We start from the raw sequence: 20,680 nt of genomic DNA, 5'->3' as shown, positions 1-20,680 counted from the left end.
GATGGGCGGCGGCTACATCGGCCCCGCGCGCCATGTCGCGATCATCATGGACGGCAACGGGCGCTGGGCGAAGAAGCGCTTCATGCCCCGCGCTGTCGGCCACAAGCGCGGTGTCGATGCGGTGCGCGAAGTGGTGCGCGCGGCGCGCCACATGGGGCTCCAGGCGCTCACGCTCTATGCCTTTTCGTCCGAAAACTGGAAGCGGCCCGAGGACGAGATTTCGGACCTCATGGGCCTGCTGCGCGCCTTCATCCGCAGCGATATCGATGAATTCGCCGCCAACGATGTGCGGCTGAAGGTGATCGGCGACTACCGCATGCTGCCGGCGGATATCGTCAGCCTGATCGACGATGCGCTGGCCCGCACCGCGCACAATTCGCGCACCACGCTTGCGATTGCGCTGAACTACGGCTCGCAGCAGGAAATCGCCCGTGCGGCGGCTGCGGCAGCTGCCAAGGGCGAGATTACCGTCGCTGCGATCGAAGCCGAACTCGATACGGCAGACTTGCCGCCGCTCGATCTCATCATCCGCACTTCGGGCGAGGTCCGCCTCTCGAATTTCCTGCTGTGGCAGGCGGCCTATGCCGAAATGTGGTTCACCGACGTGCTCTGGCCCGATTTCACCCCCGGCCACTTGCGCGAGGCGCTGGACCACTACGCCACCCGCGAGCGCCGTTATGGAGGGCGTTGAGCCAGCGCCGCTTGAGGCCGTGAAACCGCGCAGTGATCTGCCGGTGCGGGTGGCTTCGGCGGTTGTCATGCTCGGGATCGCGGGTTTCGCGTTGTGGCAGGGCGGCCTCGTGCTCAAGGGCTTCATCGCGCTGGTCGGCTTTGGCGTCTTTGCCGAATATGTTGCGCTCGCCGCGAAGATCGCGCGCGATCCGGCGCGGATGGTGACGGCCGTGATGACCGGCGGGCTCTATATCGGTTGGGCGGCCTTTGCGCTCATCGTGATGCCTCCGGTCCTGCTGATCGCGGTGCTGGGCCTCGTCATCTGCACCGATACCGGTGCCTATTTCGTCGGACGCGCCATCGGCGGGCCGAAGATCGCGCCGAGCATCAGTCCCTCCAAGACCTGGGCCGGTCTTGCCGGCGGCATGGCGGCGGCAGCGCTCTGGTCCACGCTGTTCATCCTGTTTGCCGCCTATATTCTCTCAGGCATGAGCCCCAACGGCCCCAGCCTAGCCGAAGCGGTGCGCACCACGCGCATTGGCATGGCGGCGCTGGCCGGGGCAGGCCTTGCCGTTGCCGCGCAGGCCGGGGATTTCTACGAAAGCTGGCTGAAGCGACGCGCCGGGGTGAAGGACAGCGGCCGCCTCATTCCGGGCCATGGCGGCTTGTTTGACCGGGTTGACGGGCTGCTGCCGGTCGCCATCATAGCGGGTACGGCGTGGGCCGCCTCTGGGGCAGCAGGCGTGGGAGCAGGAGGCGCATGACGCGCACGATTACAATTCTGGGCGCAACGGGTTCGGTCGGCGCCTCTACGCTCGATCTGGTGCGGCGCAACCGCGAGATGTTCCGCGTTGTCGCGCTCACCGCCAATGGCAATGCCGGGCAGCTTGCCGCTCTCGCGCGGGAATTTGGTGCAGAAGTGGCCGTTGTCGCCGATGAGGACGCGCTCCCCGAACTGCGTGGGGCGCTTTCGGGCAGCGGGATCGAGGCGGCGGGCGGTGCGGCGGCGGTGATCGAGGCGGCGGCGCGCGGGGCGGATATCACGATGGCCGCGATTGTCGGCTGTGCCGGGCTCGCGCCCACCATGGCCGCGATCGAATGCGGCAAGGCCGTCGCGCTTGCCAACAAGGAAGCGCTGGTATCGGCGGGTGAAGTGATGACGGCGGCGGTAAAGCGCACCGGCGCGACGCTGCTTCCCGTTGATAGCGAGCACAACGCGATCTTCCAGTGCCTTGCGGGCAATGATCCCGCACACGTTCACGCGATCACGCTCACCGCCAGTGGCGGCCCGTTCCGCGAATGGGACATGGAGCGCATCCACCGCGCGACTCCGGCCGAAGCGGTCAAGCATCCCACCTGGTCGATGGGCGCCAAGATCAGCGTCGATTCGGCCACGATGATGAACAAGGGCCTCGAATTCATCGAGGCTTATCATCTGTTTCCGGTCGGCGTGGAACGCCTGCGCATTGTCATCCACCCGCAGTCGATCGTCCACTCGATGGTTGAATACCGCGATGGCTCGACACTGGCGCAGCTCGGGCCTTCCGATATGCGCGTGCCGATTGCCTCGGCGCTGGCCTGGCCTGCGCGGATGCAGACGCCCTGTGCGCCGCTGGATCTCGCCGCCATCGGCAACCTGAGCTTCTTCAAGCCCGATGAGCAGCGTTTTCCCGCCACCCGCGTCGCGCGCGAAGCGGTTATGGCGGGCGGCGCGGCACCGGCCGTGCTCAATGCGGCAAACGAGATTGCGGTCGCAGCATTCCTCGCTGGTCAGATCGCGTTCACCCGCATCGTGCAATGTGCCGAGGATGTGCTGGCAAGGGGCCTCCCCCGGGCACCCGCCAGCCTTGAAGAGGTCATTGCGGTAGACCGGGAAGCCCGCATCCGTGCTGCCGAAACGATGGAGACCGTGTCCTGAACGCTGCCGTGCAAAGCCCCGGGCTTCTGCTCACCGTGCTGGCCTTTGTGCTGGTGCTGGGGCCGCTTGTCTTCATCCATGAGCTTGGTCACTATCTCGTCGGCCGCTGGTTCGGCGTGAAGGCGGACAGTTTTTCGATCGGCTTCGGCAAGGAAGTGGCGGGCTGGACTGACAAGCGCGGCACCCGCTGGAAGCTCTCTGCGCTACCGCTGGGCGGCTATGTCCAGTTCGCGGGCGATATGAACCCCGCCAGCACGCCGAGTGCGGAATGGCTGTCGCTCCCCGCTGAAGAGCGTGAGCAGACATTTCAGGCCAAGCCGGTGTGGCAGCGCGCCCTCATCGTGCTGGCCGGTCCGCTGACGAATCTGCTGCTTGCCGTGGCGATCCTCGCCGGCTTTTCGCTTGCTTACGGCAAGGTTGTCGTGCCGCCCGTGGTGGGCATGGTGCAGGAAGGCTCGGCAGCGGCAAAGGCCGGTGTCCAGCTGGGCGACCGTATCGTCTCGCTGCAGGGTTCCCCGATCGACAGTTTCCTGCAGATCCGCCTCGCCGTTGCGCAGCATCCCGGCGAACCGCTCGATCTCGTGATCGAGCGCGGCGGGCGGCGCGTCGCGCTCCCGGCCGTCGCGGCGTGGAAGGAAGTGAGCGACCGTTTCGGCAACACGCAGAAGATCGGCTACCTCGGCATCGGCCCGGCGACGGCTGAACGCGTGGCTGTCGGGCCGGTGGAAGCCGTCGGCGATGCAGTCGTGCAGACGCGCGATATCATGGGCATGATGATCACTGGCATCGGCCAGATTGTCACCGGCAAGCGCGAGATCAAGGAGCTTGGCGGGCCGATCAAGATCGCCAAGTATTCGGGCGAACAGCTGGTCTCGGGCTGGGCGAACTACGTCTGGTTCATCGCGCTGATCTCGATTAACCTCGGGTTCATCAATCTCTTGCCAATTCCAGTACTCGATGGCGGCCACCTCGCGTTCTACGCGATCGAGGCGGTCAGCCGCCGGCCGGTCAGCCAGCGCGGGCAGGAATGGGCTTTCCGCACCGGCCTTGCCCTCGTTGCTGCACTAATGCTGTTCGTGACCTTCAATGACGTTGCATCGCTGCGCGTTTTCGGAGGGTGAGGAGACCTGCGTCGGCCCGGTTTGCTTCCCGCTTCATCGCGGGACAGTTGGGGAAGCCGGATTTTCCACAAAATGCGGGGCAATTACGGTCTGCTGCGGTGAGCTTGCTTGATTGGCGGGCCTGCATCGGGCAGGAGGCGGCATCGCGGGGCGTGACGGAGTATTGCCGTCGCGCGCCATGGTGCGGGGCGAGGCGGCGGATGCCGCTTCGCTGCACGAAGAAACGGGATGGCGCTTGGTGATGAATGCTTGCAACTTGCCCCGGACCGCTTGGCGCATGACCGGTCAACCTCGACTGGCTGCCACGCTTGCGGCACTCGCGGCAACGACTTGCCTTGCCGGCATGCCTGTGGTCGCCGCTGCGCAGACCGCGCCGGCTCCCGTCGCTCCTGCTGTCCCTGCTGCGGCGCCAGCTCCGGCGCCCGCCCCCGCTCCGGTCGAACTCGTCCGGTCGATCACCATTTCCGGCGCCCAGCGCCTCGAAGCGGATACGATCCGCTCGTACATCCGCCTCAAGGAAGGCGACAAATACACCCAGGCCGCGGCTGACCAGGTCCTCAAGGACCTCTACGCCACCGAGCTCTTCGCCGACGTTCAGGTCCGCGATAACGCCGGTGACGTGGTGATCGAGATCAAGGAAAACCCGGTCGTCAACCGGATCATCCTCGAAGGCAACAAGCGCCTGAAGGAGGACAAGATCCTGCCGGAGATCAAGCTCTCCGCGCGCCAGATCTTCACCCGGTCCAAGGTGCGTGCCGACGTTGCCCGCATCATCGAGCTCTACAAGCGCCAGGGCCGTTTCGCCGCCTCGATCGAGCCCAAGATGGTCATGCTCGATCAGAACCGCGTCGATATCGTGTTCGAGATCAGCGAAGGCCCGAAGTCGCGCGTTCGCCAGATCAACATCATCGGCAACGAGAAGTTCTCCGCCAGCCAGCTGCGCGGCGAGATGGTGACCAAGCAGGCGCGCGTGTTCCGCGTCTTCTCCAGCGGCACCAGCTACGATCCCGATCGCCTCGCCTTCGACCAGCAGAAGCTCCGCCAGTTCTATCTGACGAACGGCTATGCCGATTTCCGCGTCGTCTCGGCGGTCGCCGAACTCACGCCCGACAAGCGCGATTTCATCATCACCTACGTGGTCGAGGAAGGCCAGCGCTACAAGTTTGGCGACGTCAAGGTCGATAGCCAGCTGCGCGATTTCGATGGCGATGCGCTGGCCAAGCGCCTGCCACTCAAGCCCCAGCAGTGGTACAACGCCAAGCTGGTCGAGGACACCGTCGACAGCCTGACCGAGACCGCAGGCAGCTTCGGCTACGCCTTCGCCGATGTGCGGCCAGACTTCAATCGCAACAAGGACGACCTGACGATGTCGGTCACCTTCCGCATTGCGGAAGCGCCGCGCGTCTATGTCGAACGGGTCGATGTCAACGGCAACACGCTGACGCAGGACAAGGTCGTCCGCCGCGAGTTCCGCGTGGCCGAGGGCGATGCGTTCAACTCGTTCCAGATCAAGCGTTCGTCGAACCGCGTCAAATCCCTGGGCTACTTCCAGGAGAAGTTCGAGGTCGAGCAGAAGCCCGGCTCCGCGCAGGATCGCATCGTGCTCGAGGCCAACGTCGAGGAAAAGCCCACCGGGCAGCTCCAGCTTTCGGCCGGCTTCTCCAGCCTTGAAAGCTTCATCTTCCAGGCCTCGATCCAGCAGAACAACTTCCGCGGCCGGGGCCAGACGATCGGCACCAGTGTCGATTACTCGCGCTATTCGCGCTCCGTGCAGGTCAGCTTCACAGAACCCTATCTGTTCGATCGCAACGTCTCGCTCGGCGTCGACGTGTATCGCCGCGATTTCAACAGCTTCAACTTCTTCAACGCCAACCGCAACACGACCTACAAGCAGTCGACCACCGGCTTCCAGGTGCGCGCGGGCCTGCCACTGACCGAGTACATGTCGCTGATCGGGCGCTACACGCTCAATCTCGAGAACGTGACGCTCGACAGGGACACCTATTACCTGCCCGATGCCAACGGCAATCTTCAGTGTTCGATCTACCTCGCGGGTCGCTACCTGTGCGATGCGATCGGCAAGCGGACCAGTTCGATCATCGGCGCCAGCGTGGTCTATGATACGCTCGACAACCGCCTGCGCCCGACGAGCGGCTCGCAGTTCGTGGTCGGCGTCGATTTTGCCGGTCTGGGCGGTTCGGTGCGCTATGCCCGCATCAACGCCAATGCCTCGCGCTACTTTGCGCTGGGCAAGGGCTTCGTGTTCTCGCTGCGCGGCGAGGGCGGGGCGATCAAGGCGCTCAGCAACCGCACCAATGATCCCACGATCGACGATGTGCGCCTGACCGACCGCTTTTTCCTCGGCCAGCCGCAGCTTCGCGGCTTCGACATTCGCGGCGTCGGCCCGCGTGTTCTGCGCAAGTTCTACAGCGGGTTCGATCCCAAGGATGGCAGCGGCGGCGTGACCAGCACCGATCGCAACCAGTGGGTCGACGATGCGCTGGGCGGCAAGTTCTACTACCTCGGCCATGCCGAGCTCGAGATCCCGCTGGGCTCGGGTGCGCGCGAACTGGGCCTGCGGCCCTCGATCTTCGTGGATGCAGGCGCCGTGTTCAGCGTCGCCCGGCCTGCCGTGTTCGGCACCACCCTGCTGTACCAGGACAATGTCACCGGCCGCCTGACCACCTCGGCTGCCGACGCCACAGGCAAGTCCAACAATGTGGCCCAGAAGTTCGACGAGACCTTTGTTGGGGACAGCCCCAAGCCGCGAATTTCGATCGGCTTCGGTGTCAACTGGAACTCGCCGTTCGGACCGTTCCGCATCGACGTGGCGAAAGTCATCAGCAAGGTCGATGGCGACGATCCCCAGACAGTCAACTTCAACGTAGGAACCCAGTTCTGATGCAAAACCGAAATATCGCGGCGCCTGTCGCCGTACTGGCTGCCGCCCTCGCGCTTGGCGCGGCGCCCAATGCCATGGCGCAGGCTGCGGCTGCTCCGGCTTCGAGCACACCCGGCGGCATTGTCGCCCCCGGCATTGCCTATGCCAACGCTCAGGCCGTTGTCGGCGCTTCGGCTGCCTACAAGACCGCGATGGTCCAGCTGCCCGTCACCTACAAGGCGCAGATCGATGCGGTGAACACCCGCCGCAACCAGATCACCGCGCAGCTCAAGCCGCTCTACGACAAGTTCGAGGCGGACCAGAAGGCCGCGAAGCCCGATCAGGCCTCGCTCCGCACGCAGGCTGCCCAGATCCAGCAGATCGAGCAGTCCGCCGAGCGCGAGATCCAGCAGATGGCCGAGCCGCTCAACGTGGCGCAGCAGTACATCATCGAGCAGATCAGCGACAAGCTCACCGCCGCCACGCAGGCCGCGATGACCAAGCGCAAGATCACGCTCGTGCTCGATTCGCAGAGCGTGCTGAAGGCCGATGCGGTCTACAACCTCAACCAGGATATCCTGAACGAGCTCAACACGCTGGTCCCCAGCGTGCAGCTCGTGCCGCCCGCCGGCTGGCTCCCGCGCGCACAGCGTGAAGCTGCTGCCCAGCAGGCTGCCCAGGGTGGTGCTGCTCCCGCCGCGCCCGCGCCTGCGGGCAAGGCGCCCGAAGGCCGCTGAGGCAAACGGGAATGAGCGAGGTTTCCGGAGACGCCGGCGCAGAGGCAAATGTCTCTGCGCCGCTCAGTCTGGACATTCGGGGGGTGATGGCGGCGCTGCCGCACCGCTATCCCCTCCTGCTCGTCGACCGCGTGGTCGAACTGGTGGTGGGGGAGCGCATCCACGCCATCAAGGCGGTCTCAATGAACGAGCAGTTCTTCCAGGGCCACTTTCCGGGCCGTCCGATCATGCCGGGCGTTCTGCAGATCGAGGCGCTGGCGCAGGCCGCCGGCGTCCTCGCTGTGGAATCGCTTGGCCTCGCCGGCACCGGCAAGCTCGTCTATTTCATGGCGATCGAGGAAGCCAAGTTCCGCACGCCGGTGGAGCCGGGCTGCCTGCTCGATCTGCACGTGGAATTCACCCAGAAGCGTGCGCGTGTCTGCAAGTTTGCGGGCAAGGCGATGCTTGGGGACAAGATCGCTACGGAAGTCAGCTTCACTGCGATGATCGCGGATAGCTGAGCGGTTTGCGCAAGAGCGAAGAGAAGAAAACGTATTTCGCGCAGAGATCGCAGAGGGCGCAGAGACTGCGATATATGCGGCGAAGCCGCCCTAAGTTTCGCCAGGTTACTGACAGATATCGGCCTTCGGCCAATCGCATCATCTTTGCGATCTCTGCGGTCTCTGCGCGAACCCCAATTATCTTTCTTCTCCGCACCTCGGCGCGAACCAAATGCCCTTCACCCGTTGCCTTTTGCGCGCAAACCGCTTAAGGGCGCGCCTTTCCGAGATTCCCTGAGGCCGGTCGGAACCGGCTTCGCATTGTGGAGCGAGACCCATGAAGGCCAATATTCACCCCGATTACCACATGATCAAGGTGCAGATGACCGACGGCACCGTGTTCGAGACCCGCTCGACCTGGGGCAAGGAAGGCGACACCATGGCGCTCGAAATCGATCCGCTGTCGCACCCGGCGTGGACCGGTGGCACCCGCCAGCTCGATCAGGGCGGCCGCGTGGCGCAGTTCAACAAGCGCTTTGGCGGTCTCACGCTCAAGAAGTGATCTTGCGGACCCGCGTATTCAGGAAAAAGGGCGGCCTTGGTCGCCCTTTTTTCGTGAAACAAGCCTGCGCGGACCCTTGCCATCGCGGCGCTGCCGGATGAAGGAGCGCGCATGGCTGTTCTGACCAACGCCCTCGACAAGCTGCTTGGCTACCAGATGCGCCGCGCCACCGCGGTGCTCATGGCCGATTTCGTGCGCACCCTCTCGGATTTCGATATGCGGCCGGCCGAGGTGACCACGCTGCTGGTAATTGCCGAGAACCCGGATTGCTCGCAAAGCGAAGTGGGCGAGGCGATCGCGATCAAGCGCGCCAATATGGTGCCGATCATTGCCCGCCTGATCGAACGCGGCCTCGTTGCCCGCACCCGCGTCGATGGGCGCAGCCTCGCCCTGAGGGTCACCGACAAGGGCGCCGAGCACGCGGCCGAAGCCTGGCGCCGCATTGCCGAGCACGAAGCCCGCTTTCGCGACCGGCTTACCCCCGAAGACCTCGAGACGGTGCTTGCCGCGCTGCCGGTCCTCCGGGTGGATGTAGAAGACAGTAGTTCCGGCAACGGGCAATAGTTCGTTACATCTAGAATCCCGACTAACCATCGGTACTGTAACCTGAATACACAGGTACCTCGAATTCTGCCGAAAACTCTCATTTTTGTCGGTTTGTGGCTTTCAGGGCTGCTGCCACACCTTTCGCCGAAGCCGGGAACAAACACTGCGGATCCAAACTGCAGGCCCCGGCCGTCCACTGGATGAGAGGAGAATGCCATGCGGTATACGCGCGTTCTTGGCTGGTCGTCGCTCGCGGCGGTCGCTGTTTCCCTGGCGGTGCCTGCCCATGCGGCAGATGCAGCCGAAGCCGCTGATCAGGGTGGCGGCGCTGCCGAGGCAGCTGGCAAGGATGTGATCATCGTGACCGCCACGCGCCAGGCGGCCGACAAGCAGAAGGTCGGCGTCGCACTCACCGCGCTCACTGTCGAAGATCTGGCCTTGCTCGCCCCGCGTTCGCTGCTCGATATCCAGGGCTCGGCTCCCAACGTGTTCATCGGCAGCGGCACCGCCGCGCCCGGGCAGAGCGCCATCTTCATCCGCGGCCAGGGCTATGCCGACGTGGAAAAGACGCAGAGCCCGCCGGTCGGCGTGATCCAGGACGGCGTGTTCTTCGGCAACAACACCGGTCAGCTGCTCGATATGTTCAACATCTGCTCGGTCGAGGTCGATCGCGGCCCGCAGGGCATCTTCTACGGCAAGAACACGACCGCCGGCCTCATCAACCTCACCCGCTGCGCACCCACCCGCAAACTGGGCCTCAGCCTTGAGGCGGGCTACGGCTCGTTCAACGAATTCTACGGCCGCGGCGTGGTCAACGCACCGCTGGGTGACAAGGGCGGCATCGCGTTTTCGGGCCAGTACCGCCGGATCGACGGCATTCTCAACAACGTCTTCACCAACAAGCGGGCGGGCAATTCCGATTACCGCGCCTTCAACCTCAAGGTGAACTACGACCTCACTGACTGGCTCAATGCGGATCTCAGCTACGATCACATCCACCAGACCGGCGGCGGCACGCCGGTGCAGTTCGGCAATATCCTGACTGCCAATATCCTCTCCGGCGGCAACCCTTCGGCGATCTGGCCCAAGTACAATCCCGAAACCGGCAGCCCCGATGGCCTGAAGCCGCGCGAGATCGGCAACAACCTTGGCGCGGACAAGGACCGGCTCAACACCAATATCGTCAGCCTCGCGCTCAAGGCCAAGACGCCCATCGGCGATCTGGTCTCGCAGACTTCGTACATGTCGTCAGCAGATACGGTGAACCAGGACTTCGACGGCACCTGCAGGGGCGCGACGGGCTGCACCAGCGTCGGCAACCCGTTGCTTGCGGCTACCGGCAGTGCGCTCCTCACCAATCGCGACCAGACCTACAAGCAGTTCACGCAGGAAGTGCGGCTGCAGGGCAAGGCGGCGAACGGCATGGTCGATTACATCGTCGGGGCGTTCTACTACGATCACAAGATCACGCTGCACCAGAACACCAACGGAGCGATCGACCAGTTCTCTGCCGAAAAGGATCACAGCTGGTCGTTCTTCGGCAACGTGGACCTGAACCCCACCGACACGATCAAGATCTCGGGCGGTGTGCGCAACATCTTCGAGGCCAAGCGTTTCGATACGCGCTATATCCTGCTTGGCTCGATCCCGCTGGTCGGCCCGATCAACGATCGCCGGAGCTGGCAGAAGCTGATTACGCGCTTCAATATCCAGTGGCAGGCGACCCCCGACGTGCTGCTCTACGTGAACCGGTCGGAAGGCTTCCGCTCAGGCGGTTTCTCGATCCGCGGCACCCTTTCCGAGCAGCAGGCTGGCCAGACCAACTGCGGTGCGGCGCCATCCGGCGGTGAGGACCTGATCGCGGCGGCTGCAGCTACCGGCTGCCCGAACAACAACTTCCTCTCGTTCCTGCCCGAGACGAACACGACTTATGAAGGCGGCATCAAGACCCGTTTCCTCAACCGTGCGATCACTTTCAACGCGTCCGGCTTCATCAACGATATCACCAACTTCCAGCAATCGCAGGTCGTCGTGACGCCGGGCTACGGCCCCGGCACCAATACTTATGTCGTGAGCTTCCCCAAGGTCCAGATCAAGGGTCTCGAGTTCGAGCTCGACTTCGACTTCGGCAAGATGACCGAATCGATGAAGGGCCTCTCGCTCTCCGGTACGCTGGGCATTCAGGATGCCAACGTGAAGAACGGCAAGGTCAACGGCCAGACAGCCTCGATCGGCCCGGCCGCACAGGCGGGTGCCCCCGGCACTACGGCTGACTTCACCGGCGTCCTCCTCCAGCGCGTGCCTGCCAACAACTTCACCGTGCGTGGCAGCTATGTCCGGGATCTTACGGATGATGCGAAGCTTTCGCTCACCGCCGGGTATTCGTGGATCGACAGCTTCTCGCTCGGCACCTTCGGCACGCTCAATGATATCCAGCCCAGCTACGGCCTGCTCGATGCCTCGGCCGCGCTCAACTACAAGGGCTATTTCCTGCGCGTGGCGGGCAAGAACCTGACCAACAAGGCCTATCGCACGCAGTCGCTGCCCACCGTGTTCTTCCAGGGCTGGGCCGCTCCGGCGACAGTCACCATCTCGGTCGGCGCGAAGTTCTGATCTTCGCACTGCACTGAACGGAACAAGACCCCGGCGGATAACCTCCGCCGGGGTTTTCTTTTGGCGGCTTTCAGCCTGCCAGCGAGTCCGCGAAGCGCAGGAGGCTCTCGGCAAAGCGTTCCGGGTCCTCGAGGAACGGGCTGTGCCCGCCTGCGAATGTTTCGAGCGCACCCTGCCGCGCCGATGCGATGGCGGCCCTGCAGCCGGAGAGCGCCACGATGCGGTCACCCCGCGCCCAGGCGAACAGGATCGGGCAATCGAGCTGCGCCAGCTTTTCGCGCAGATCCTCGCGCGGGTTGGCAAAACTGCGCCATGCCTGCTCGATCACCGGCGCGGTTTCCCGCGCGGCAGCGATGATTCGGGCCCGCTGCTCTCGCTCGCGCGGCAGGACGATCCGGTAATAGGCGGCAAAGGCCGCTGCGAACCAGCGGGCCCCACGCCTGCCTGCACTGAAAAAGCGCACCATTAGCGCGATCGCTGCCCGCTCGGCCACGCCCAGCGGGGCCAGTCCACCTGGATCGCATAGCACCAGCCCGGCGACCCGTGCGGGGTGAGCCTGCGCGAAGTGGATCGCTGCCGCCCCGCCGATCGAATTGCCGAGGATCAGGATCCGCTCGCCCGCCGGAAACAGCTGGGGCACCGCTGCGGCGAGTAGCTCCGCGTAGCGGCTTGCGCTCGCAGGCTGGGCATCCGTTCCGCTTGCGCCCTGTCCCGGCCAGTCGATCAGGGTGAGGGCGATCCCCCGGTCCTTCACGCGCTCCGCCAGTGGCGCGAAATCCCGGCTGCCATGGCCTGTCGCATGCAGGCAGAGCACTGGGCGCCCCGATCCGATCCGCGTGACTGCCAACGGCACACCGTCAGCGCAAAGGCTCGCTTCACTGGCGAGGCTGGTGTGAAATCGCTTCATGGTGATATGTATATCACAATTGCGTGATATTGATATCACTAACTGTCAGCGCTACGGCTTCGGCGATGATTCCTCCTGCTGCGCCACGCCAGCCTTCCCAGACCCGTGCGCGGCTCGTCGCGGCGGCGATGGCCGCGTTCAACCGCGTCGGTTACGAGGGCACCAACACCAATGCCATCGCGCGCGAAGCAGGCTTCGCCCCGCAGACGTTCTACCGCCACTTCCCGGACAAGCTCGAGGTCTTCATAGCGTGCTACGAGCGATGGACAGCAGAGGAGGAGGCGGCGCTGGGCCCGGCATCGACGCCAGCCGAATTCACAGCTGCGCTCGTTGCGCATCACGCCGCGTTCCGCCTGTTTCGCCGTTCACTGCGCGCGCTTGCCGCCAGCGAACCACGGGTCGCAGCGGTGAGGGGACGGGCCCGCGCCGGCCAGATTGCCGCGCTCGCCCGGCGGAGCGCGGCCTTTGCCGTTCAGTCTCCGGCTGCGCAGCTTGCCCACCTGCTGGCGCTGGAACGGCTGTGCGACGCTCTTGCGGAAGGGGAGCACGAAGCGCTCGGTGTGGAGGAAGCTGCGCTCCGGGCCGAGATCGAAAGAATCATCACCACCCTTCAGCTTTGAGGCGGTGCGGCGGTTCGTGCGCCGCCACAATGCGTCCCCCGCAAGATTCCGCTTCCCAAATCGCGCTCATTCTGCAAAAGCGCGCGTCCGCGATGCCTGCACTGCAAGGCGGCGCGGTCGTGTGGCGATCATAGCTCAGTTGGTTAGAGCGCCGGTTTGTGGTACCGGAGGTCGTGGGTTCGAACCCCATTGGTCGCCCCATTTTCTCCCCATCTTGAACAGCTGCCCTGCCTGCACCTAGGTTCAGGCGCGCTAAGCTCTTGCTCCCTATGCGGGCAGGTGGCAGAGGTGGAGCGCGCGGACAGGTTCGACTGTACCGCCAAGTTACGGACGTACCTGCCCGCTCATGCACGGCTTTGCCAATCCTGCCCGTTTCCTGCGCATGGCGCGCTGGCTGATGCCGTTGATGCTGGTGCCGGGGCTCATCCTCGCGTTCGGCGCGCTGGCGTGGGGCCTGTTCATGGTGCCGCCGGATCGACTCATGGGCCAGACAGTGCGCATTCTCTTCATCCACGTACCTTCGGCGTGGCTCGGCATGGCTGGCTGGTCGACGATCGCGATCGCGAGCCTGGTCGAGCTCGTCTGGCGCCATCCGCTCGCCGGTATCGCGGCGCGCGCGGCCTCGGTGCCGGGCGCGGCCTTCACCGCGATCTGCCTTGCCACCGGCTCGATCTGGGCGCGGCCGACCTGGGGCACATGGTGGGTGTGGGACGGCCGGCTGACGAGCTTCCTGATCCTCCTCTTCCTCTACTTCGGTTATATCGCGCTGGCAGGCGCGGCACAGCGCGATGCCGCGGCGGGTGAGGGCGCTAGCCGGGTGACCGCGATCTTCGGCCTTGTCGGCGCGGTCAATATCCCCATCATCAACCGCTCGGTGGTGTGGTGGAACAGCTTGCATCAGCCCCCGTCGATCACTGCGGGCAAGTCGACCATCGATGCGGCGTTTCTCTACCCCCTGCTGATTGCCGCGCTGGGCTTCACCCTCATCTTCGGCGGAATAGTGCTGGCGCGCATGCGCATGCTGCTCGCCGATATCCAGACCGAGGCGCGCCTGCGCCGCAAGGCGATGGCATAAGCGACGCACAATGCACGAGAAGCTCGATCAGTGGCAATTCGTGATGGCGGCGCTCGCCATCGGCGTCATCGGCACCCTAGTCCTTGTGGGCTGGACCCTTTGGGCCATGAAGCGCTCCGAAAAGCGCCGCGATAAGGCGCGTGAGAAATGAACACCACGATCAAGCCCCCCGTGATCAAGGCCAAGCATCAGCGCCTCGTCCTGATCATTCTCGCGCTCGTCGCGCTGGTCGGCGCCGGGATGCTTGCCGCCTATGCATTGAGCAAGCAGGCGGCCTATTTCTACCTGCCGAGCGAGCTTGTTGCCAAACCGCCCGAAGCGGGCCGCGCCGTGCGCCTCGGCGGCATGGTCGAAAAGGGATCGATCAAGACCCTGCCCGATGGTGTAACGATCAACTTCATGGTCAAGGACGACAAGGCGCGCGTGCCTGTCCGCTTCTCCGGGATCACGCCGGACCTCTTCGTCGAGGGCTCGGGCGTCGTCGCCGAAGGGCGCATGGAGGGCACCACCTTCGTGGCCGACAATCTCCTCGCCAAGCATGACGAGAGATATGTGCCGCGTGAAATGAAGAACATGAGCACGGCTGAGGCCAAGGCCGTGATCGCGGAGACGAAATGATGGGGCGAAAAATAGGGACAGTCCCCATTTTCTGCACTCGCCGTCCTTTCGGATCGGAAATTGGGGACTGTCCCTATTTTTCGCGCGGGTGCTGCGCATGATTGCCGAACTTGGCCTTGCGGTGCTCTGGATGGCGGCGGCGCTGGCCGTTCTGCAGCTGGTTGCAGGCGCGCTCGCGCTGCGCCCCGCCACCGCGCATCTTGCCGGTGTTGTCCGCCCCGTGGCGATGCTGCAGGGCGTGCTGGTCGCCTTCGCCTTTGCCGCGCTGATCTGGCTGTTCCTCAGCACCGATCTTTCGGTCAAGCTGGTCGCGGAAAACAGCCACTCGGCCAAGCCCTTCATCTTCAAGCTCGCGGGCACTTGGGGCAACCACGAAGGCTCGATGCTGATGTGGGTGACGATCATGAGCCTTGGCGGCGGCTTCGTCGCGCTCATCGAAAAGCGCCTGCGCGAAGAAACGCTGATCGCCACGCTGGCGGGGCAGGCCTTCGTCAGCCTCGGCTTCTATGCCTTCCTCCTGCTCGCCTCGAACCCGTTCACGCGCCTGCCCGAACCTGCACCCGAAGGGGCCGGGCTCAATCCGCTGCTGCAGGACATCGGCCTCGCGTTCCATCCGCCCACGCTTTACGTCGGCTATGTCGGGCTCTCGATCGCGTTCAGCTTCGCGGTCGGCGCGCTTGTCACACGTGATGTCGGTCCCGCCTTTGCCCGTGCGATGCGCCCTTGGGTGCTCGGCGCGTGGATCTTCCTCACGCTCGGCATCACCGCCGGTTCCTACTGGGCTTACTACACGCTCGGCTGGGGCGGCTGGTGGTTCTGGGACCCGGTCGAGAACGCCTCGCTGATGCCCTGGCTCGCGGCCACCGCGCTGCTCCATTCGTGCAGCGTGCTCGCCGCGCGCAACGCGCTGCGCACCTGGACGGTGATGCTCGGCGTGATCGCCTTCTCGATGTCGATGGTCGGCACGTTCCTCGTGCGCTCGGGCATTCTCACGTCGGTCCACGCCTTCGCGGTCGATCCCACGCGCGGCACGTTCATCCTTGCGCTGCTCGCGATCTACATCGGCGGCGCGCTGCTGCTGTTCGCGCTGCGCGCCAGCACGGTGACCGAAGGCGCGCGGTTCGCCGTGCTCAGCCGCGAATCCGCGCTGGTGTTCAACAACGTGATGCTTTGCGGCATCCTCGGCATCGTCCTCGTCGGCACGCTCTATCCGCTGCTCACGGAGGCGATGGGCGTCAAGGTCTCGGTCGGCCCTCCGTATTTCAACCCGGTCTCGGCGGTCTTCGCGATCCCGATGATGCTCGTCATGGTGGTCGGTCCTGTCCTGCGCTGGCGTGAGGACAAGGGCGGACGGATCACCTGGCAGATCGCGGTGCCCGCAGTTGTCATGGCTGCTTCGCTGCTGATCGTCGAACTGCTGTTCGCGCCGATCAATCTGCTGCCCGCGCTGGGCCTCGCCATCGCGCCGGGGCTTGCGGTCGCCTCGCTCCAGCCGCTTGTCGGCCGCAATCTGCGCCGCACGCCGCTGGCCACTTATGGCATGGTCGTCGGCCACCTCGGCATTGCCGTGGCGCTGTTCGGCATGGCAAGCGAGGGCGCGTTCTCGACCGAGCGGCTCGCCGCGATGAACCCCGGTGACAGCCAGCAGGTCGGCCCGTTCAAGGTCACGCTCTCCAGCATCGGCCCGGTTGCCGGGCCGAACTGGACTGCGCTCGAGGCCACTGTTGCGGCAAGCTACGCAGGCGGCGAGCCGACCGTGCTCCACCCGCAGGCGCGCACTTTCGCCAATCCCCCCGGCAACCGCACCGAAAGCGCGCTGCTCACCCGCTGGAACGGCCAGCTCTACGCCGTGCTGGGCGAAGAGGGTGAAGATGGCCGCTGGCAGATGCGCTTCTGGTGGAAGCCCTTCGTGCCGATGATCTGGTATGGCGGCGCGCTCGTCGCACTGGGCGGCCTCCTCGCGCTGCTCGGCCGGGTGGCGCGCGATGTGAAGCGGCTGGTGGCTACCGACAAGATCGCCTGGCGCCGCGAAAGGCAGGGCCGATGAGCGAAGCAACCGCCCCCGGAAAGCGCCCCGGCCTCGCCGTATGGCTGCCGCTTGGCCTGTTTGCCGGCTTCCTGGCGCTTGTTTTTGTCGGCCTCTACTGGCCGGCCGATCGCGAGGTTTCGAGCGCTTTCATCGGCAAGCCGCTCCCCGCCTTCGACCTGCCTCCCGCCACCGATGAGCGTCCCGGCCTTGCCACCACTGTGTTCAAGCAAGCCGGCAAGCCGCGCCTCCTCAACGTCTTCGCCAGCTGGTGCGTGCCTTGCGCGGTGGAAGCCCCGCAGCTGGCCGCGCTTGCCAAGCAACGTGTCGAGATCGACGGTGTCGCCATCCGTGACCGCAAGGAGGATGTCGCCCGGTTCCTCGGCCAATACGGCAATCCCTTCGCGCGGATCGGCAAGGACGATCTCAGCCAGGTCCAGCTCGCCATCGGCTCATCTGGTGTGCCCGAGACGTTCGTGGTCGATGGCAAAGGGATCATCCGCTACCAGCATATCGGCGATATCCGCCCGGAGGACGTGCCGCTGATCATGCGCAAGCTGGCGGAAGCCGAAGGTGGGGCGCAGTGATCATTGCCCGCTCACTTTCACCTCGTCATTGCGAGCGTAGCGAAGCAATCCAGGGCGGATTGCGTGGTGCTCTGGATTGCTTCGCTGCGCTCGCAATGACGAGACTATGGGTGGGTGTCGTGGTCGCCCTCCTCGCCACCATCACTCTGTCTGCCCCGCTCGCCGCGCAGGACATGCTCCCGCCCGCGCCCTATGCCTATAAGCAGCTTGCCGATCCGAAGCAGGAGGCCAAGGCGCAGGCGTTGATGGAGACTCTGCGCTGCCTCAAGTGCCAGAGCCAGTCGATTGCCGATTCCGATGCGCCGATGGCGGGCGATATGCGCCATCAGGTGCGCACGCGCATCGCTGCGGGCGAGGATCCCGAGGCAATCCGCCAGTGGCTGATCGAGCGCTATGGCGATTACGTGAGCTACACGCCGCAAGTGAAGCCGCTCACCTGGCCGCTGTTTGCCGCGCCGCTCCTGTTCCTCGCGCTGGCGGCCTTTCTGCTGCGCGGACGTTTCCGCCGAGGTAAGCGCGCATGACCTGGGTATTCATCGTGGTGATCGCCGTTCTCGTGCTGGGCGTGATGGTCTTCGTGCTCAAGCTGCCGCGCACGGGCTGGGAAATCACCGCCGCCGCGCTGCTGTTCGGCATTTCGGGCTATGCGCTGCAGGGCCACCCCGGACAGGCTGGCGCGCCGCAGGCCCCGGTCGAGAACGCCAAGCTCGCGGACCAGACGCTGATCAAGGAACGCCAGCAGATGGGCGCGGCCTTCGGGCAGGGGCAGTTGTGGCTGATCCTTGCCGATGCGCTGACCCGGCAGGGCCAGTTCGGCGCCGCGACCGAAGTGCTGCGCAAGGCGATCGCGAAGTCGCCGCAGGATGCGGACTTGTGGGTTGCGCTCGGCAATGCGCTGGTCGGACACACCGATGGCGTGATCACGCCCGCTGCGCAGTTCGCGTTCCAGAAGGCGGCGAACATCGCGCCCGATCATCCCGGCCCGCCGTTCTTCATGGGGCTCGCGCTCGCGCAGTCGGGTCGTTTTGCCGAAGCGCGTGCCCTATGGGCCGATCTGCTGGCCCGCTCGCCCGCCGATGCACCCTACCGCGCCGACCTTCAGGCCCGGCTCGAACGGCTCGACTCGCTGATCGCCGAACAGGCCCAGATGCAGGCCGGCATGGCTGGCGCACCGTCTGCCGCACCGCCGGGTGCCAAGCCGGCACAGCAATGATCTGAAAATACAAGCTCTTATTGTCCATTTCCGGTACTACTGACACCCATGTGCATCCCATTGCGGGGGGCAGGGTGCGGTGCTAAAGCGCCGCGCCGTCCGGGGCATTTCTGCTATGTTTCCGGTGGATTGGGCGAAGGCCCGGGGGCACCCTAGCGATGAACGAAGCCGTGGTTGACGCTGCACCGGAAAGCGGAGGGCAGAGCGCCCCCAGCGCTGCCGCAGCTGCGCCCATGGCGCGGCAGGCCGGCGGGCTGAGCCTTGCGGTCGGCGCAATCGGTGTCGTCTTCGGCGATATCGGCACCAGCCCACTCTACGCGCTGCGCGATACCTTTGCCGGCCACCATCCGCTTCCGCTCGATCGGCTGCATGTCTACGGCATCGTCAGCCTGATGTTCTGGTCGATGATGCTGATCGTGACGCTGAAGTACGTCACCGTCATCATGCGTGCAGACAACAAGGGTTCGGGCGGCAGCCTCGCACTGCTTGCGCTGATCAACCAGCAGGCCTCGGGCCGGCGCTGGGGCAAGGGCATCATCCTTCTGGGCGTGCTCGCGACCGCGCTGTTCTACAGCGATTCGATGCTCACCCCGGCGGTCTCGCTCATGAGCGCGGTGGAGGGTATGTCGGTCTACAATCCGTCGCTGCACCGCTTTGTGGTCCCGCTGGTGGTCGCCATCGTGATTGGCCTGTTCGCGATCAAGAGCCAGACCACCGGCACGCGGCTCAACTGGGCCTCGCGCTGGGCGGGCCCCTTCATGCTGCTCTACTTCGCGACGATCTCGCTGCTCGGCCTGCGCAGCATCGCCGCCGATCCGCAGGTCATCTGGGCGCTTTCGCCGCAATGGGCGCTTGCGATGTTCATGGCCGATCCCTGGCACGGCTTCATCGCCATGGGCACCGCCGTGCTCGCGGTGACGGGGGCCGAGGCGCTCTATGCCGATATGGGCCAGTTCGGCCGCGTGCCGATCCGGGTATCGTGGCTGGTCTTCGTGCTGCCCGCGCTCGTGCTCAACTATCTCGGGCAGGCGGGTCTGCTGCTGCGCGACCCGCAGGCGATCCACAGCCCGTTCTTCCTGCTCGCCCCTCCGGGGTTCGAGTGGCCCTTGCTGGTGATCGCCACCACCGCCGCCGTGATCGCGGCCAAGGCGGTCATTTCGGGCGCGTTCCTCGTCACCCAGCAGGCGATCCAGTTGGGCTTCATCCCGCGCATGACGATCCGCCACACCTCGACGAGCCTCGGGCAGATCTACATCCCGGCGATCAACTGGGCGCTGATGATCGCGGTGATCCTGCTCGTGCTGGTGTTCGAACGCTCGCGCAATCTCACTGCAGCCTATGGCATCGCGGTGACGGGCGCGATGCTCATCGACAATATCCTGCTCGCGGTGGTGCTGTTCAAGCTGTGGCGCTGGAAGCCGGTCTTCGCGCTGCCGCTGCTCGCGCTGTTCTTCACGATCGACGCGACCTACCTCGGCGCCAACCTCGCCAAGATCCCCGATGGCGGCTGGGTGCCGCTTTTGATGGGGCTCGCGATCTTCACGCTGCTGACCACATGGTCACGCGGCCGCGCCCTGATGCGCCAGAACATGGCCGAAGGCGCGCTGCCGCTTGAGGTGTTCACCCGTTCCGCCCACACCAGCGCGGCGCGCGTGCCGGGCACGGCGGTGTTCATGGCCTCTGCCGCTGCCGGCGTGCCTTCAGCGTTGCTCCACAACATCAAGCACAACAAGGTGCTGCATGAACGCGTGGTGGTGCTCACCGTGCAGATTGCGGACGTGCCCTCGGTCGAGCCGGCGGACCGCGCGGTGGTCAAGGATTTCGGGCAGGGTTTCTACCGCCTGATCCTGCGCTTCGGCTTCATGGAGGAGACCGACGTGCCGGCCGCGCTGTGCGGCGTTTCGGTCTGCGGTGAGCCGTTCGACATGATGCGCACGAGTTTCTTCCTCTCGCGCCAGACGCTGATCCCGGCGGACGTGCCCGGCATGGCGCTTTGGCGCGAAATGCTCTTCGCATGGATGCTGCGCAATGCGGCGGACGCGATGGGCTTCTTCCGCCTGCCCACCAACCGCGTGGTCGAACTGGGCAGCCAGCTCAAGATCTAA

At 65.1% G+C, this 20,680-nt stretch carries 20 protein-coding genes and 1 tRNA gene; 20 read left to right on the top strand and 1 reads right to left on the bottom strand.

What is annotated here, in order from left to right:
• Window position 1 precedes the first annotated feature (1 nt).
• From uppS to ACODS2_RS17490, 10 genes are all read left to right on the top strand, one after another.
• Complete coding sequence (gene uppS / locus ACODS2_RS17535) at window positions 2-691, top strand: polyprenyl diphosphate synthase (RefSeq protein WP_298168441.1); 690 nt, start codon at window positions 2-4, stop codon at window positions 689-691.
• Window positions 692-710: 19 nt separating this feature from the next.
• Window positions 711-1,436: a phosphatidate cytidylyltransferase gene (locus ACODS2_RS17530; RefSeq protein WP_488999975.1), complete on the top strand. Its 726-nt coding sequence runs from the start codon at window positions 711-713 to the stop codon at window positions 1,434-1,436.
• Window positions 1,433-2,590, top strand: a complete 1,158-nt coding sequence (locus tag ACODS2_RS17525; RefSeq protein ID WP_298168408.1) for a 1-deoxy-D-xylulose-5-phosphate reductoisomerase — start codon at window positions 1,433-1,435, stop codon at window positions 2,588-2,590. The genes ACODS2_RS17530 and ACODS2_RS17525 overlap by 4 nt, the downstream gene beginning before the upstream one ends.
• An 8-nt stretch (window positions 2,591-2,598) precedes the next feature.
• Window positions 2,599-3,711 carry an RIP metalloprotease RseP gene (rseP, locus tag ACODS2_RS17520; RefSeq protein WP_488999974.1) on the top strand — a complete coding sequence of 371 codons (1,113 nt, stop codon included), beginning with the start codon at window positions 2,599-2,601 and terminating at the stop codon, window positions 3,709-3,711.
• A gap of 277 nt (window positions 3,712-3,988) precedes the next feature.
• The gene (bamA, locus tag ACODS2_RS17515) at window positions 3,989-6,613 is read left to right on the top strand and encodes an outer membrane protein assembly factor BamA (protein WP_488999973.1); all 2,625 of its coding nucleotides are present in this window, start codon (window positions 3,989-3,991) and stop codon (window positions 6,611-6,613) included.
• Window positions 6,613-7,329 (top strand): OmpH family outer membrane protein, encoded by a 717-nt coding sequence (locus tag ACODS2_RS17510; RefSeq protein ID WP_488999972.1) that lies wholly within the window; start codon window positions 6,613-6,615, stop codon window positions 7,327-7,329. The genes bamA and ACODS2_RS17510 overlap by 1 nt, the downstream gene beginning before the upstream one ends.
• A gap of 11 nt (window positions 7,330-7,340) precedes the next feature.
• A complete protein-coding gene (gene fabZ, locus ACODS2_RS17505) occupies window positions 7,341-7,829 on the top strand; it encodes a 3-hydroxyacyl-ACP dehydratase FabZ (protein ID WP_298168398.1) in 489 nt (162 codons plus the stop codon).
• A 316-nt stretch (window positions 7,830-8,145) separates the two neighbouring features.
• On the top strand, window positions 8,146-8,370 hold the full coding sequence (gene rpmE, locus ACODS2_RS17500; RefSeq protein ID WP_336896760.1) for a 50S ribosomal protein L31: 225 nt from the start codon (window positions 8,146-8,148) through the stop codon (window positions 8,368-8,370).
• 111 nt (window positions 8,371-8,481) lie between these two features.
• The gene (locus tag ACODS2_RS17495) at window positions 8,482-8,934 is read left to right on the top strand and encodes a MarR family winged helix-turn-helix transcriptional regulator (protein WP_488999971.1); all 453 of its coding nucleotides are present in this window, start codon (window positions 8,482-8,484) and stop codon (window positions 8,932-8,934) included.
• A 198-nt stretch (window positions 8,935-9,132) separates the two neighbouring features.
• Entirely contained in the window at window positions 9,133-11,529 is a 2,397-nt protein-coding gene (locus ACODS2_RS17490; protein WP_488999970.1) for a TonB-dependent receptor, read from the top strand.
• 70 nt (window positions 11,530-11,599) lie between these two features.
• Here the strand turns inward: ACODS2_RS17490 and ACODS2_RS17485 are convergent, their stop codons facing one another.
• A complete protein-coding gene (locus tag ACODS2_RS17485; RefSeq protein ID WP_488999969.1) occupies window positions 11,600-12,436 on the bottom strand; it encodes an alpha/beta fold hydrolase in 837 nt (278 codons plus the stop codon).
• Between the two features lie 65 nt (window positions 12,437-12,501).
• On the opposite strand from ACODS2_RS17485, the gene ACODS2_RS17480 reads away from it, so the two are divergent.
• The 10 genes from ACODS2_RS17480 to ACODS2_RS17435 all read left to right on the top strand — a co-directional run bounded on the left by ACODS2_RS17480 (window position 12,502) and on the right by ACODS2_RS17435 (window position 20,680).
• On the top strand, window positions 12,502-13,056 hold the full coding sequence (locus ACODS2_RS17480; RefSeq protein ID WP_488999968.1) for a TetR/AcrR family transcriptional regulator: 555 nt from the start codon (window positions 12,502-12,504) through the stop codon (window positions 13,054-13,056).
• Window positions 13,057-13,180: 124 nt separating this feature from the next.
• A tRNA-His gene (locus tag ACODS2_RS17475) sits at window positions 13,181-13,257 on the top strand.
• A 145-nt stretch (window positions 13,258-13,402) separates the two neighbouring features.
• Window positions 13,403-14,131 (top strand): heme ABC transporter permease CcmC, encoded by a 729-nt coding sequence (gene ccmC / locus ACODS2_RS17470; RefSeq protein WP_298171115.1) that lies wholly within the window; start codon window positions 13,403-13,405, stop codon window positions 14,129-14,131.
• A gap of 10 nt (window positions 14,132-14,141) precedes the next feature.
• Window positions 14,142-14,282, top strand: a complete 141-nt coding sequence (locus tag ACODS2_RS17465; RefSeq protein WP_298171112.1) for a hypothetical protein — start codon at window positions 14,142-14,144, stop codon at window positions 14,280-14,282.
• On the top strand, window positions 14,279-14,749 hold the full coding sequence (ccmE, locus tag ACODS2_RS17460) for a cytochrome c maturation protein CcmE (protein ID WP_488999967.1): 471 nt from the start codon (window positions 14,279-14,281) through the stop codon (window positions 14,747-14,749). The genes ACODS2_RS17465 and ccmE overlap by 4 nt, the downstream gene beginning before the upstream one ends.
• Before the next feature lie 97 nt (window positions 14,750-14,846).
• On the top strand, window positions 14,847-16,796 hold the full coding sequence (locus ACODS2_RS17455) for a heme lyase CcmF/NrfE family subunit (RefSeq protein ID WP_488999966.1): 1,950 nt from the start codon (window positions 14,847-14,849) through the stop codon (window positions 16,794-16,796).
• On the top strand, window positions 16,793-17,362 hold the full coding sequence (locus tag ACODS2_RS17450; RefSeq protein ID WP_488999965.1) for a DsbE family thiol:disulfide interchange protein: 570 nt from the start codon (window positions 16,793-16,795) through the stop codon (window positions 17,360-17,362). The genes ACODS2_RS17455 and ACODS2_RS17450 overlap by 4 nt, the downstream gene beginning before the upstream one ends.
• 95 nt (window positions 17,363-17,457) lie before the next feature.
• Window positions 17,458-17,886, top strand: coding sequence for a cytochrome c-type biogenesis protein (locus ACODS2_RS17445; RefSeq protein WP_488999964.1), 429 nt, complete (start codon window positions 17,458-17,460; stop codon window positions 17,884-17,886).
• Window positions 17,883-18,575: a tetratricopeptide repeat protein gene (locus tag ACODS2_RS17440; RefSeq protein ID WP_488999963.1), complete on the top strand. Its 693-nt coding sequence runs from the start codon at window positions 17,883-17,885 to the stop codon at window positions 18,573-18,575. Before ACODS2_RS17445 ends, ACODS2_RS17440 begins: the two co-directional genes overlap by 4 nt.
• Before the next feature lie 158 nt (window positions 18,576-18,733).
• The gene (locus ACODS2_RS17435) at window positions 18,734-20,680 is read left to right on the top strand and encodes a potassium transporter Kup (RefSeq protein ID WP_488999962.1); all 1,947 of its coding nucleotides are present in this window, start codon (window positions 18,734-18,736) and stop codon (window positions 20,678-20,680) included.

The organism is Novosphingobium sp. FG137, from assembly GCF_057809735.1.
This window is presented reverse-complemented; position numbering and strand designations above follow the sequence as displayed.